The sequence below is a fragment of the Gelria sp. Kuro-4 genome (assembly GCF_019668485.1).
Taxonomy (GTDB): Bacteria; Bacillota; DTU030; order DUMP01; family DUMP01; genus DUMP01.
Genome location: NZ_AP024619.1, coordinates 1940536 through 1955254, shown reverse-complemented (window position 1 = coordinate 1955254; position 14719 = coordinate 1940536). Strand labels below are relative to the sequence as shown.

The 14719-nt window shown below is 62.5% G+C and carries 10 protein-coding genes; all 10 read right to left on the bottom strand.

Annotated elements, in window-relative coordinates:
• Positions 1-254: 254 nt before the first annotated feature.
• The 10 genes from K5554_RS09815 to K5554_RS09770 all read right to left on the bottom strand — a co-directional run bounded on the left by K5554_RS09815 (position 255) and on the right by K5554_RS09770 (position 14676).
• Positions 255-1079, bottom strand: coding sequence for an amidohydrolase family protein (locus K5554_RS09815; RefSeq protein ID WP_221038309.1), 825 nt, complete (start codon positions 1077-1079; stop codon positions 255-257).
• A 5-nt stretch (positions 1080-1084) separates the two neighbouring features.
• Complete coding sequence (locus K5554_RS09810) at positions 1085-2674, bottom strand: amidohydrolase family protein (protein WP_221038308.1); 1590 nt, start codon at positions 2672-2674, stop codon at positions 1085-1087.
• 59 nt (positions 2675-2733) lie between these two features.
• Positions 2734-4227: a sodium/pantothenate symporter gene (gene panF, locus K5554_RS09805; protein ID WP_221038307.1), complete on the bottom strand. Its 1494-nt coding sequence runs from the start codon at positions 4225-4227 to the stop codon at positions 2734-2736.
• A 27-nt stretch (positions 4228-4254) separates the two neighbouring features.
• Positions 4255-4581, bottom strand: a complete 327-nt coding sequence (locus K5554_RS09800; protein ID WP_221038306.1) for a YhdT family protein — start codon at positions 4579-4581, stop codon at positions 4255-4257.
• 76 nt (positions 4582-4657) lie between these two features.
• Entirely contained in the window at positions 4658-6268 is a 1611-nt protein-coding gene (locus K5554_RS09795) for an amidohydrolase family protein (protein ID WP_221038305.1), read from the bottom strand.
• A gap of 197 nt (positions 6269-6465) precedes the next feature.
• On the bottom strand, positions 6466-8046 hold the full coding sequence (locus tag K5554_RS09790; RefSeq protein ID WP_221038304.1) for a PucR family transcriptional regulator: 1581 nt from the start codon (positions 8044-8046) through the stop codon (positions 6466-6468).
• 123 nt (positions 8047-8169) lie between these two features.
• Positions 8170-11400: a carbamoyl-phosphate synthase large subunit gene (gene carB, locus K5554_RS09785; RefSeq protein ID WP_221038303.1), complete on the bottom strand. Its 3231-nt coding sequence runs from the start codon at positions 11398-11400 to the stop codon at positions 8170-8172.
• Positions 11393-12484 (bottom strand): glutamine-hydrolyzing carbamoyl-phosphate synthase small subunit, encoded by a 1092-nt coding sequence (carA, locus tag K5554_RS09780; protein ID WP_221038302.1) that lies wholly within the window; start codon positions 12482-12484, stop codon positions 11393-11395. Before carA ends, carB begins: the two co-directional genes overlap by 8 nt.
• Positions 12477-13763 carry a dihydroorotase gene (locus tag K5554_RS09775; protein WP_221038301.1) on the bottom strand — a complete coding sequence of 429 codons (1287 nt, stop codon included), beginning with the start codon at positions 13761-13763 and terminating at the stop codon, positions 12477-12479. The genes carA and K5554_RS09775 overlap by 8 nt, the downstream gene beginning before the upstream one ends.
• Positions 13747-14676 carry an aspartate carbamoyltransferase catalytic subunit gene (locus K5554_RS09770; RefSeq protein ID WP_221038300.1) on the bottom strand — a complete coding sequence of 310 codons (930 nt, stop codon included), beginning with the start codon at positions 14674-14676 and terminating at the stop codon, positions 13747-13749. The genes K5554_RS09775 and K5554_RS09770 overlap by 17 nt, the downstream gene beginning before the upstream one ends.
• Positions 14677-14719: the final 43 nt, after the last annotated feature.

Here is a 14719-nt window from a genome sequence, read left to right as displayed (position 1 = left end):
CGCGCCGATGGCTTCATAGGGTGATGCTTCTGCCCGCAGGCGCCTGAGGGAACGAAGATGCATCGAAACTTCCCCAAGCCCGCAGGGGCCGCCGGCGAACGGCTCACCTGCCGATAAATAGGCCCTGGGCAACCTCCATTGGGAAGCCCAGGGCCTTATGAGTTTAACCGAGCACCAGCGAAACATTCGTGAGGCTCGGTGAACCGCCCGTATAACGAACGGTACGTATGGTGAGAGAGAGGCGCGGCCAGCCGCTACTGCTGCTCGGTTCGTGTCGTATTCGCCAGGGTCTTTTTTGTTTTACCCCAGTTGGCGCGGCCGGCTGCCTTGTGGTGTGAAATGCAGACGGGGATGTTCGCCGCCTCGCCGATGCGGATGGCTTCTTCTACCGCCGGCACGAGCCGATCGCCTTCGTTGCGGATGTGGCTGGTGTACACCCCGCCGGCGGCTGCGGCCGCGCGGGCAAGTTCGACGAGTTCTTCCGTCTCGGCGAAGCAGCCGGGCGGGTAGATCAGGCCGGTGGAGAGGCCAAAAGCGCCCGCGGCCATGCTTTCGGCCAAGAGGGCCTTCATCTTCTCCAGCTCGGCCGCCGTCGGCTCCCGGTCTTCGAACCCCATCACCGCCAGGCGCAGGGTCCCGTGGCCGACCAGGAAGGCGAGGTTGGTGCTGTTGCCCTGCCTTTCGATGCGGCTCAAATAATCATCCAGGCTCTGCCACGACCAGTCCGGTTCCACTCCCTTGGGGATGAACGGGGCGAGGTAGGCTTGGAGATCGGCCAGAGTCTTCGGGTTTACCGGAGCCTGGGCGAGGCCGCACTGCCCCACCACCTCCGTGGTGACCCCTTGCATGATTTTACTTTCGGCAGCGGGGACGGCGGCGCAGACGAAGTCCGCGTGCGAGTGGCTGTCGATAAAGCCCGGGGCGACCACGAGCCCGTCGGCCTCGAACACCGCGCGGGCCGGGCCGTCTGCCCGGCCCACCTGGACGATGCGCCCGTTCTCTACGGCCACGTCGCCGTAGAACCAGGGGTTCCCGCTGCCGTCGACGATCTTGCCGTGCCGGATCACAATGTCGAACATAGCCGCTACCTCCGATGGCGCAGGACTCTACCCGGATGGGCGCCGGTCGGCCGGCCGTGGTCCAGCACCAAGGTACCGCCGACGAAGACATATTCGATACCGGTAGGTGCCGCCGTAGGCTCCTGGTAGGTGGCGCAGTCGCCTACGGTCTCCGGATCGAAGACGACCAGGTCGGCGTCGCCGCCCGGTTGGATGAGGCCCTTTTGGAAAAGGCCGAGCCGCCTGGCGGGCAGGGCGGTCATTTTGCGCACGGCCTCTTCAAGGGTCAGGACTTTTTCTTCGCGCACGTAGTGGCCCAAAATACGCGGGAAGGTACCGGCCATGCGCGGGTGAGCCTTGGCTCCCGGAGGCGCCGGAATTCCATCGGAGCCGACCATCACCGCCGGGTGGCGCATGATGTTTTTGACATCGTCCTCGTGCATCATGAAAACGCAGCAGGCGGCGCTGCCCTCGTTGGCGAGGACGATATCCAAGGCCAGGTCGTCCGGCGCCTTCCCTGCGAGCTCGGCGGCTTCAAGCACGGTCTTGCCTTCGTACTCCGGCGTTTTGGGTGCCGAGGTAATGAGAACGCCGTCCCAGCCGCCGCTGAAGAGGACCAGGTTCTCCCAGTTGCTCTCGTGGGCGATGGCGTCTTTGATCTTGAGCCGGGTGCCTTCGTCGCGCAGCCGCTCGAGCAGCGCCTGCACTCCGCCCGCCTGAGCCCAGGGCGGCAGAACCGCGCTCAACGTGGTGCTGCCGGCGGTGTACGGGTACTGGTCCAAGGTTACGTCTTGTCCCTCAGCCCGCGCCTTCTCAATGAGGGCCAGCGTTTCCCGCGACTGCCCCCAGTTGGGTTTGCCGCCTACCTTGTGGTGGGCTATCTGAACAGGCATGCCCGCTTCCCGCCCGATGCGCAGCGCTTCTTGCAGGGCAGCGAGCTGCCGGTTGGACTCGTTGCGCATGTGGGTGAAGTATATCCCGCCCCGGGCCGCCGCCGGCCTACACACCTCGATGAGCTCTTCGGTGGAGCAGTAAACGCCCGGCGGGTAGATGAGGCCCGTACTCACGCCGAAGGCGCCGCAGTCCATACTTTCGGCGACCAGCTCCTGCATTCGGGCCAGCTCTTCCGGCGTCGGGGTGCGGTCGGCGAAGCCCATGACCGCAATCCTTACGCTGCCCTGGCCGACGCAGGCGGCCACGTTGAGCGCGAGGGGCAGTTTTTCGAGCTCGCTAAGGTAGTCCCCGAAGCTGCGCCAGTGCCAGCTGCAGCTCTGTCCGGCCTGGACGAACCCGGTGTAGCGGCGCAGTTCGTCCAGGTATTTTTCCGAGACCGGAGCTGCCGATAAGCCGCAGTTGCCGTTCACTTCCGTGGTGACGCCCTGCAAGAGCTTCGGCGTGTTTGCCGGGTCACTGAAGTAAACGAAGTCGGAATGGCTGTGGATGTCGATGAACCCCGGCGCCACCACCTTTTCCTGCACGTCGATGCTTCGGCGCGCAGGCGGGGACTCAGGGCCCACGTACACGATTTTGCCTTCCTGGATGCCGATGTTCCCGTGAAACCAGGGTCCGCCCGTACCGTCCACAATGCGCGCGTTCTTAAGGAGCAGATCCAGCATGTTTAGTCCTCCTTTGCCTGAACCGATGGACCTCTTTCCGCAGGCCCCTCGGCAACTTTTTACCTTTCTTCCGGTACGCCTTTGCCGAAGTAGGTCAGGACGACGCGTTTGCTCGGTTGCGGCGTGAGCAGGCTGACGACCACAACGAGAAGACCAGACACGGCGAGGGAGGTCACGATGGGGTCCATCCCGAAGGCCAGAGCGGGCAAGATCTTACCTTTAATCAACATATAAGTAACAAGACCGCCCACCATCCCGGCGACGGCGCCGTACTCATTGGCCCGCCACCAGTAGAGGCCGAGCAGCATGGGGAAGAAGTAGCTGGAGGCCAGGCCGCCGATGGCGAAGACGATGACCCACTCGAGGGCCTTGGGCGGGTTGAGGGCCGCCAGGAAGACTACAGCGCAGATGGCGACCGTGGTGATTTGGGTCACGGACTTCAGCTGCCGGGCGGTCGCCTTGGGGTTGATGAAGGCGAGGTAGGCGTCGCGCACGATCGCGGCGCTTATTACGAGGATCATGGCGCCGACCGTCGATTGAATGGCTCCCGCCACTCCGGCGAGGACGACGCCGGTAAGCCAGGGCGGCAGCACCGTCATGGCCAGGCTGGGAATGGCGTGGTCCGGTACTTTGAGGTTGGGGATGAGGGCACGGGTGAGGTTGCCCATCCAAATGAGCATCAGCGTCCAGAGAACCACAAAGACGGTCCCGAGGACGATGGCGCTGCGCATGGCCTTGGTATTCTTGTAGGTTAAGGCGGGCAGCACGCCGTGCGGAAGACCGAGGGTAACGAGTCCGAACACAACCCACATGGAGAACTCATACTCAGGTTTCCAGGTCCAGGGCGAAATCAGCTTAGGATCGAGCTGCCCGATCCTGCGAATGGCAGGTTCGAGCGGCATAAGCCTTCCCATGGCGGCGAAGAAAAGGACGAGTACGGCGATGGTCATGACCAGGCCTTGGACGATCACCGCGAGCGAAACGCCCTTCATGCCGCCGAAGGCAGCATAGATGAGCACGACTACCGAAAAGAGGACGAGGCCGAGCCAGTAGGGGAAGCCGGTCATGCTTTCGAACAGGCGGGCACCGCCGACGAACTGGGAAGTGACGTACGCTCCCATGAAAACGACCATCGAGAGCACTCCTAGGAGCGCGACAACCGGGTTACGCTCGTAGCGGTAAACGAGGATGTCCAGGTAAGACTGGGCCTTGATGCGCCGGGCCACTATACCGATCTTTTTTCCTACTTCCCCCAGGACGCAGAAGTTCATGAAATTCTGGGAGAAAGCAGCCAGCGCCCAGGCCAGGCCGACGGCGTAGCCGAGCCCGGGACCGCCCAGAAACGTTCCGGCACTGCACAAACCGGCGGCGATCATGATGGCTACCACCAAAGCGCCCATGCCTCGGCCGGCCGTGTAGAACTCATCGACGTAGTCGGCGAGGGCCACCTTTTGCATGCTGCGCTGGGAGTAGACCCCTATGCCCAAGAGGACGGCTGTATAGAGAAGAAAAGTGCCGAAGATGATCATCCTTAGCTGCGCGGGGACTTCCATCTAGCTCATGACCTCCTTGTGCGCCGTTTAGTTGTTCCGGTTACGAGTTGTTAGGGTCTGGGTCGGCTCATCTGTTAGTTCGACATCGGTAAAGACAAACTGCGAAATGTAAATTACGATCACGGCGAAGATTGCGGATACGACAACGGCACCGAACCACCACGCAGGCATCCCGAGTACGTACGTGTACTGGTCTACGGGGCCTTTACCCAAGGTATACGCCACCACCAGGCTAACAACCATGAAAAGGAACCAGACCCCCAATGTTAGAAGCATCTCTTTGTAGGCAATCTTAAAACGGGGGTCGATTTCGATATCACGGATGTCATAATTGCGGCTGTCCAGGTCTTTCATCCGGTTTGTGTACCTCCCCTGCACTAGGCTGTTGCTTCTTCCTGCTGCTTTGGTTCCGTGGTCAATCTCGACCCGGCTACCTCGTCCGGCGTCTGAGCAGGCGCCCGGGCCGTTCCCCGGTGTACTCGCCGTGGTCTATCACCTTGACGCCGTTCACAAAAACATAGTCGATGCCGGCGGGCGGGAGCTGGGAGTCGGTGTAGGTGGCCCGGTCGATGATGGTTGCCGGGTCGAATATCACGAGGTCGGCATCCTTGCCGACCGCAATCTGGCCTTTGTTTGTGAGTTTCAAACGGGCGGCCGGGAAGCCGGTCATTTTGCGCACGGCCTCTTCGAGGGGCATCACCTTTTCGTCGCGCGAGTAGTGCCCGAGGACGCGGGGGAAGGTGCCGTTCATGCGCGGGTGCGGCTGAGCCGAGGGCGGCGTAGGGATGCCGTCAGAACCCACCATCACCAAGGGATGGCGCATCACGTACTTTACATCATCCTCGCAGAGGGCAAAGTAGCAGGCGGTGGCGGCGCCGCGGTTGGCTTTGATCACATCGAAGGCGAACTCCAGCGGGTCGCCCCCTCGCTCCTCGGCCGCCGCCGCGACGGTCTTGCCCTGCACCTCCGGGGTGGCCGGCGCGTAGATTATGAGGATGCCGTCCAGGCCGCCGCAGGAGACGATCTGGTTTTCCCACCCGCCGCCGTGTTCAATGTCCTCGCGCATGCGGGCGCGCTCATCGGCGTCGTCCAGCCGGGCGCAAAGCGCCTCTACGCCGCCTACCTGCGCCCAGGGGGGCAAAATTGCGCTGAGGGTAGTGCTGGTGGCGGTGTAAGGATACTGGTCTACCGTGATGTCCAGGCCGCGGGCGCGGGCTTCTTCGATGAGGCGCAGGCTTTCCCGAACAAGGCCCCAGTTCTGCCGGCCGCAGGCCTTGTGGTGTACGATCTGCACCGGGATGCCGGCTTCTTCGCCGATGCGGATGGCTTCTTTTACGGCCTCGAGCAGATGATCGGACTCATTGCGCATGTGGGTGAGGTAGACGGCGCCGTAAGGGGCGGCTGCGCGGCACACCTCTATCAGCTCTTCTGTGTCGGAGTACATGCCGGGCGGGTAGATGAGTCCGGAAGAGACGCCGAAGGCGCCGTCTTCCATGGCTTCCCGCGTGAGCTCCTGCATTTTCGCCAGTTCTTCCGGCCCGGCTTTGGCACTGCTGAAACCCATGACGGCCAGGCGGATGCTGCCGTGCCCGACGCAAAAACCGACGTTGATTCCGAGGCGGGCGTCTTCGACCCGTTTCAGGTAATCCCCGAGGCTGCGCCAGCTCCAGTCGAGCTCGGCCCCGGCGTGCAGAAAGCTGGTGTACTGCTTGAGCAGGTCTTTGTACTCTTCGCTTACCGGAGCAGGGGTGAGGCCGCACTGGCCCACAATCTCCGTTGTGACGCCCTGGCGCAGCTTACCCAGGTCGGCAGGGTCACGCAGCAGCAGGAAGTCCGAATGGGCGTGGATGTCGATGAACCCGGGGCTTACCACCTTGTCGCCGGCGTCGACCACTTTAGAAGCGTCCGCCGGCGCTGTTTCCCCCGGTGCGCCGATATAAGCGATCTTGCCGTCTTTTACGGCCACTTCACCGCGGTACCAGGGGGCACCTGTGCCATCGACAATGCGGGCATTTATGACGAGCAAGTCAAAGCGGGCCATTTGTTTCCCTCCTTTGCTTGTAATCGTTCTATCTTTTAGTGCATTTACCTTTGACCACCCTGACCAAAAACTTAGCCAACAATTTCCCTCTGCGATAAAAAAGGCCGGAGGTTCTCGACCACCTCCGGATGAACTTCGCAGGCTGTCGCGGTCCGCCGGCAGCCCTATTGAAAGCCGTAGAACCTTTTCGTTTTTACCTAAGCTTCCTTGCCGTCGAGAAGGGCCAGAGCCATAAAAGCGACGGATAGGTTCAGCCTGTTTACGGGATCGGCCAGATCGACCTGTAAGATGCCTTGTATCTTGCGCAGCCGGTACTGCAGCGTCCGCCGGTGCAGGTACATGGCTTCAGCGGCCGCGCTGATGTTTCCCCCGTGCCGGAGGTAGGTGCGCAGCGTCTCAAGGAGGTTCGCTTTTTGCTTCGCCTGGCACTCCAGGAGGGGTCCCAAGTATTGCCGGGCGAAAGCGGCCAGCCGTTCCCGCGACTGGTTGCAGAGCAGGCGGTAGACACCCAGGTCGTCAAAACAGGTCACCGACCCCGGACCCTTGAAAGCGCGCCCAAAGGCGAGCGCCTCTTTGGCCTCGGTGTAGCTGCAACGAAGATCGGTGATTTCCCGGTAATAGGCGCTCAGCCCGGCGGAGGCGGTAAAAGGGGTCAAAACGCGGGCCACTTCGGCTACGAGCCCGGTGACGGCTTCCGCAACCTGGGCCTTGAGCTTGGAGGATGCAGTTTCTGTCGGCCCCAGGGTAATAATGAGGACCCGGTTGCCGTGATCGGAGACGACGGCCTGCGGCAGGCGGCGGGAAAACTCTTTCTTGGCCAGCTCGAGGAGCTGGTCCCTTCTCATGCGGTAAACGTCGGCGTTGCCGTGCTCCAGCAAGTATTCGTTGAACTGATCGATTTCCACCAGAACCGCTATGTGCCCCCAGGCGAAGTTCCAGCCGAAGACCTGCGCCCGTCTCAGCACTACTTCTTTCGAATCAAAGTTGCCGTTTAAAAGGTCGGTGAGAAATTGATTTTCGTACCTTCTTTCAACTTCCCTGATCGCCTGTTCCTTGAGGAACTCTAGAGCGATGGCTGTGAGCGCTTGGTTGATGGTGACGGTGTCGAGCGGAGTTATGGGACCCGCCGCGTAAACGATTAAATACCCCGCCTTGGCCTTGGGGAGGAAAATGGGATAGGTTAACCCGGGGCCTTCGGGCGGCGCACCTCGTGGCGTCCGGCCGGGTGGGAAGGCGCGGGCCAGCTCCTCGTGGTAGGCATCGAAGACGGCTACCGGAGACATTATCATCTCGCTCAGGCTCTGAAGCAGGGGGGTCAGGCCCTTGTTTTTCAAGAGAATTTCGATGAAGTGGGCGTTGACCTGCTGCGCGTGATAACGCCTCTTAGTTTCCTCGTCAAGCAGGTAATGGTAAAGCGGTTTCAGGATGTCAATCCAACCGCAGTCATAAGGGATGGTGAGCACCGGGAAACCCAACCGGTCCGCCTTTTCCCGGACGGCCTGCGGCACGTCCGATAGGTAGCGCTTGAACTTGATCCCCAGGGCGGCCGCACCCCTTCGCGCCAGCTCTTCAACTAGCGGGGCAAGCAGCTCAGGCTTGTCTTTGTACATGTAGCCGATGGTCAGCGCCAACTCATTTCCTTTTATCCATTCATAACTGTCCGGAGCTTCCAGCACGGTGACGGTCTTTATCACACGGTCGAGCCCGGACGAGCCGGCGAGCACCGCGCTGTGCACCAGCGGGCCGATGGTAAGCGCTTCCCTGACCGTTATCGCCATGGTCTAGTCACCACCTTTTTTCCACGGGGAGGAGTGAGAAGAAATCCGGCGCTCGTGTTTCTTCTACCAGCAGCTTCATCAACCGTCCTGGACTCCTCGGCCAGTTTTTGCAATCTTCCGTGTTCACGCCCCTCTGGTCCCGGCGGCGGCAAGGTAATCGTTCAGAGCGCGGACGTCCGGCCGGGAAGCGGGCGCAGCCTCGAGGGCTAAGATATAAGCGCGCAGGGTGTCCAAAGAGGTGAAGCAGGGGATCCCGCTTTCGATGGCTGCTCGGCGGATGAGAAAGCCGTCTCGTCTGGCGTCTTGGCCCTGGGTAGTGGTGTTCACGACGAGGTCGACCTCGCCGGCACGAAGATGGGTGAGGAGGTTGGGTGTGCCTTCCCGAATTTTGAGCACCTTACGGGAGGTTACTCCGTGCCGCGCCAGGAAATCGGCCGTGCCTTGGGTCGCCGACAGGCGAAAGCCTCGTTGGGCCAGGTCGGCGAGATAAGGCAGAGCTTCCTCTTTGTCCCGGTCGGCGATGCTCGCCAGCACGGTGCCTGCGCGGGGCAGCTTCAAACCGGCAGCCAGGAAGCCCCGCCAGAGGGCGGTGGGGAGGTCGAGCCCCAGGCCGAGCACTTCCCCGGTCGAGCGCATCTCGGGTCCCAATGCCGCTTCGACTCCAGGCAGCTTGTGCGTGGAGAAAATGGGCAGCTTCACGGCCACATGCTGTCTTGCCGGTGCAATTCCGGTGCCGTAGCCGAGCTCCGCCAGACGCCGCCCCAGGGATACCTGTACTGCCGACTTAACCAACGGAATACCCGTTACCTTGCTCAAGAACGGCACGGTACGGCTGGCGCGGGGGTTGGCCTCAATCACGTAGACACACTCTTCGTGAAGCACAAACTGCACATTGATTAGGCCCCGCGCGCGAAGGCCCCGGCTGAGCAGCTCGGTGTACCTGAGTATGGTCGCGGCCTGGGCGGCGGAAAGGTCGGGGGCGGGGTAAACGGCGATGCTGTCACCCGAGTGGATGCCGGCCCGTTCGATATGCCGGAGGATGCCCGGGATGAGGACATTCGTGCCGTCGGTCACTGCATCCACTTCGAGTTCAATACCCGGGAGATAACGGTCAATGAGCACCGGTTCTCCAGGTGAGGCGGCAAAAGCCCAGCGGGCATACGTTTCCAGTTCTTCTTCGCCCTCCACTATCTGCATGGCCTGTCCCCCCAGTACGTACGAGGGCCTGAGGAGAAGGGGGTAGCCTAAGGCGGCGGCCACGGCGCGTGCCTCGTCCGGTGTACGGGCTGTGCCCCCGGCCGGCTGGGGGATGCCGAGCTCGGCGAGAAGGGCGCGGAAGCGCCGGCGGTCTTCAGCCAGATCGATGGTCTCCTGACCGCTTCCGCACAAGGGGTAGCCCGCCTGAGCCAGCGCCGCTCCCAGCTTGATGCTGACCTGGCCGCCGAACTGGGTGAAGACGGCGGCCGGGTTTTCTTTTGCCAATACATTTTTAACGTCTTCTGGAGTAAGCGGTTCAAAGTACAAGCGGTCGGAGACGTCGCAGTCGGTGGAGACGGTTTCAGGGTTGTTGTTGATGATGATGCTGGTGTAACCTTCCTCGCGCAGAGCTTCTACTGCCTTTACGCTCGAGTAGTCGAACTCGATTCCCTGGCCGATGCGTATCGGACCGGCGCCCAGCACGACGGCTGCGGGCTCAGGGAGAGGGGGTGCCTCATCTTCGCTTCCGGCGCAGTCAGAGTAGTAATATGGGGTCCGCGCAGGAAACTCGGCGGCGCAGGTGTCTACAGTCCTATAGACAGGCCTAAGTCCGGTCTGAAGCCTTAGCTCAGCAACCTGCTCTTCTCTGCACCGGCTTAGGTGCGCGATGTCGGCGTCGCTGAAACCGAGGCGTTTGGCCTTAAAGAGGAGATCTGCTGTGAGCTTGGGGCCGGCTGCACTCAGCTTGTTTTCCACTTCCGCAATCCGCGAAAGTTCGGCCAGAAACCATGGGTCGATGCCAGACCATTCTCTAAGTGTGTCCGGCGACAGCCCGCGCCGAAGGGCTTCGTCCAGGGCGAAGAGCCGGAAATCGGTGGCGCGGCTGATCGCTTCCCTAAGTTGGGCCTCGCTCCAAGCTGCCAGGGCGGGCAGGACAAGCCCGGCCGTCTTTAACCCTGTGGAACGCACGGCTTTAAGGAGTGCGGCAGGGAAGGTGCGCGCGAGGGCCATGGCTTCCCCGGTGGCCTTCATCTGCGTTCCCAGGTAACGGTCGGCCAGGGGGAACTTGTCGAAAGGCCAGCTCGGGAACTTCACCACCACATAGTCCAGTGCAGGTTCGAAGGCGGCAGAAGTGACGCCTGTGACTGAGTTGGCAAGCTCAGGTAAGGTGCAGCCGAGGGCGATCTTGGCGGCCACCTTGGCAATAGGGTAGCCGGTGGCTTTGGAAGCGAGGGCGCTGGAACGGCTTACCCGCGGGTTGACCTCTATTACGTAATAAGATGAACTCGCAGGGTCAAGGGCGAACTGTACGTTGCACCCGCCCTCGATGCCCAGGGCACGGATGATGCGAAGAGCCGCCTTGCGGAGCAGCTGGTACTCTTCGTCACGGAGAGTCTGCGTGGGGGCCACGACAACGCTGTCGCCCGTATGCACGCCCATGGGATCAAGGTTTTCCATGGCACACACGGCGACCGCGTTGTCCGCACCGTCGCGCAAGACTTCAAACTCGATTTCCTTCCAGCCGCCGAGACTCTTTTCCAGAAGCACCTGGTGCACAGGCGAGGCGGTCAGACCTCGCCCCACCACTTCTTCCAGTTGCTCCAGGGTGGCTGCTATGCCGCCTCCTGTACCGCCGAGGGTAAAGGCAGGGCGCACCACCAGCGGAAGACCGACGCGGAGGGCGAAGGCCCGGGCCGCCTCGAGGTCCGATACGGCGAGGCTCTCCGGCACCGGCTCGCCCAGAGCCAGCATGGTGCGCTTAAAGAGTTCCCGGTCTTCGGCCCGGCGGATGGTTTCAAGCGGCGTCCCCAGAAGGCGGACGCCGTAACGCGCGAGCACTCCCTGCTCGGCCAGCGAGACCGCCAGGTTGAGGCCGGTTTGTCCGCCCAGGGTGGGGAGAAGGCCGTCCGGCCGTTCCTGGGCTATGACGGCGGCGACGAACTCAGGCTGCAGTGGTTCCAGGTACACCCGGCCGCCCACTTCGGGGTCGGTCATGATGGTGGCCGGGTTGGGGTTCACGAGTACAACCTCAATTCCCTCTTCGCGCAAAGCGCGGCAGGCCTGCGAGCCGGAGTAGTCGAACTCTGCCGCCTGGCCGATGACGACGGGGCCGGAACCGAGGACCAGTACTTTGCGGATTTCCGGCTGTTTAGGCACAGAGAGTACCACCTTTCCGGCCGGCGATAAGTTCCAGAAACTCATCGAAGATGCCGCCCGTATCCTTTGGACCGGGACCGGCCTCCGGGTGAAACTGTACTGAGAGAGCTGGGAACGACTGGGAACGCAGGCCTTCCACCGTGCCGTCGTGGAGGCTGACATGGCTGATCGCCAGTTGGGAAGGAAGGCCGGCTGCCGATACGGCGTAGCCATGGTTTTGCGAAGTTATGTGAACACGCCCCGTAGCCAGCTCGCGGACGGGATGATTGGCACCGCGGTGCCCGAACTTAAGCTTGTACGTTCTCGCCCCCAGAGCGAGCGCCAGCAGCTGGTGACCCAGGCAGATGCCGAGGATGGGGGCCCGGCCGATTAGCGAGCGCACTGTCTTGCTTGCGGTAACGAGTTCGGCCGGGTCGCCGGGACCGTTGGAAAGCACAATACCATCCGGTTTGAGCTCTAAGATTTCTTCGGCAGAAGTCGCTGCCGGGACGACCGTAAGCCGTAGGCCGCGGGAGACGAGCGCGCGCAAAATCCCTCTCTTGGCCCCAAAGTCGACGACCACGGCATGGATCTGCCCGGTGCCCAAGGTATAATGTCGGCGGGCTGTTACGCGCCCGACGAGTTCCTCGGAAGACGGCAGAGGGTGGCTCCTGACCCGTTCCAGAAAGCCTTCTGGGTCCTTAGAAGTGATGCCGCCGCGCATGGTACCGGCCTCACGCAGACACAGCGTCAGGGCGCGCGTGTCGACACCGGCCAAGGCGGGAACTCCGTGTTCGGCAAGAAAGGCGGCCAGGCTTTTTTCGGCGCGCCAATTAGAAGGGTGCAGGCAGAGCTCGCTCGTAATCAGGGCCGCAGCTCCTACGGCGTCGGATTCCATGTCTTCACGGTTGGTACCGTAATTGCCTATGAGGGGATAGGTCAGGGCCACAAGCTGACCGGCGTAAGACGGATCGGTCAAGATCTCTTGGTAGCCGGTCATGCTGGTGTTGAAGACCACCTCGCCGATAACTCCGCGGTGTGGTCCAACGAGGACCCCGGGGAAAACGCGGCCATTTTCCAGAACCAGGTATCCAGGCTTAGGCATTCTCCTCAACTCCTTTCCGCTCAAACACCACTCGGCCGTTCACCATGGTGAGTACCGGTAGGCCCCGGATGCACCGGCCGGCGAAGGGGGTGTTTCGTTCTTCCGGTGGTAGGGCGGCCGCGGAGATTACTTCCTCCTTTTCCGGATCGATCACGGTGAGGTCGGCCGCCGAGCCGGGGGCGAGGGTGGGCTCTTTCTGGCCCAGGATGCGGGTCGGTCCGCCGGTGAGACGGGCCACGAGAGTATTGAGTGTGATCTTGCCCGGGAGGACCAGGTAGGTGTAGAGAAGGGGGAACAGGGTGGCGAGGGAGCTCGCTCCCCACGCTGCCTGTTCGAACTCCACCTCTTTTTCCTCAGGGCTCGCCGGCGTATGATCACTTGTCACCGCCCCTATTGTGCCGTCGGCGAGGGCGGCCAAAAGCGCTTCCCTATCTTCCGCCGTGCCCAGAGGCGGCCGCACCTTGAAGTTGGTGTCGTAATCCGGAATGTCGGCCACCGTAAGGAGGAGATGATGGGGGGTGACGGCCGCGGATGCGGCCACACCTTCTTCTCGTGCCTGCCTGAGTAGTTTGACGCTCCCTGCCGAGGAGAGGCCGAGGAAGTGTACGCGCCCGCCGGAGTGCTCAGCGAGGAGAAGGTCCCGAGCCACGGCGATTTCCTCGGCGGCCGCCGGAATGCCGTGGAGGCCTAAGCGGGTAGATTCCGGGCCTTCGCGCACCACGCCGCCTTGCGCCAGGGACGCGTCTTGCGGGTAAAGAAAGAGGGGTAACCCGAAGTAAGCTGCATACTGGAGGGCGAGATACAGAAGCCGCGCGCTGGAGAGCTGCCGGTCGCCGTCCGAAGCGGCAACCGCCCCGGCTTCGGCCAAGCTGCCAATGTCCGCCAGCTCTGCGCCGGCCAGGCCCCGGGTGATGGCTCCCACCGGCCGCACTTTGAGCGGGGTGACCGTTCGGGCCAGGCCACGCAGGCTGTAGACGGCAAGAGGGCTATCGAGAGGAGGATCGGTGTCCGGCAGGACGGTGACGGCCGCAAACCCGCCCCGAGCCGCCGCGGCGGCGATCCGGGCCAAACGAGCGGGGCTCAGCCGCCGCGGGTGCACGCCGAGATCGCAAAAACCCGGTAGAACCAGCTTTCCGGAAACATCAATGACGCAGGCTTCGCTGGGAGGCTCCAGCCTTCCGGCGGCCACGATCGTTCCGTTTTCCACGAGCAGGGTGCGCACCTCGTCGACGCCGGCGGCCGGGTCGATGACGCGACCGCCTTTAAGAGCGAGAGGCATACGTGTCCCCCCCTAGAAGGAGATTGAGGAGTGCCAGCCGCACTACTACCCCGTTGGTTACCTGGGTAGTAAAAAGCGCCTGCGGCGACCGCGCTACACCGGCGCTTACCTCCACGCCTATGTTGGCCGGGCCGGGGTGAAGGACTAGGACTTCCGGGCCGGCCGGAGCGAGCCGTTCTTCGTTGACCCCCCAGAAACGAGAATACTCCGCTAAAGAGGGCAGGTGGGCGGCGGAGCTGCGTTCCTTTTGTACTCTGAGGAGGTAGACCACGTCTGCATCGCGCAGGGCTTCCTCCGCGCTGCTCTTAACCTCCGCGCCGAGAACCGCAAGGCCGGGCGGAAGGAGCGTGGGTGGGCCCGCCACACGCACCCGTGCCCCTAAGCGGGTGAAGGCCGTGATGTTCGAGCGGGCCACCCGGCTGAACCGGATGTCCCCGATGATGGTTACTGTGAGGCCGTCGAGCGTACCCAGCCTTTCCCAAAGGGTGAAGGCGTCGAGGAGGGACTGGGTGGGGTGGGAGTGAGCGCCATCGCCGGCATTGATTACGGGCACCGGTACGTGCCGGGCCACGAGCGCCGGCGCCCCTGCCGCAGGGTGGCGCAGGACGAGGGCGTCGGCACCTGCGGCGACCAGCGTGCGCGCGGTGTCTACCAAGCTTTCGCCTTTAGCTGCGCTGCTCGTGGCGGCGAGCACGGTATGCGTACGCGCGCCTCCCAGCTGAGCCGCCTCCTCGAAGGATACGCGCGTGCGGGTGCTCGGCTCGTAGAAGGCCAGTGTCACGTTCTTGCCTGCGAGCAAAGAAAAACGTTCGCCTTGCGCCAGGCGGCGTTTCAGTTCACAGGCGTGGTTTAAGACCTCTTCTATTTCCTCACGCGACCAGAAGTCTAGGGAAAGGACGTCCTTGCACCTCATTGCTTTTCCCCCTTTCGAATCTTCCTCGTGTGTCTTCTTCCAA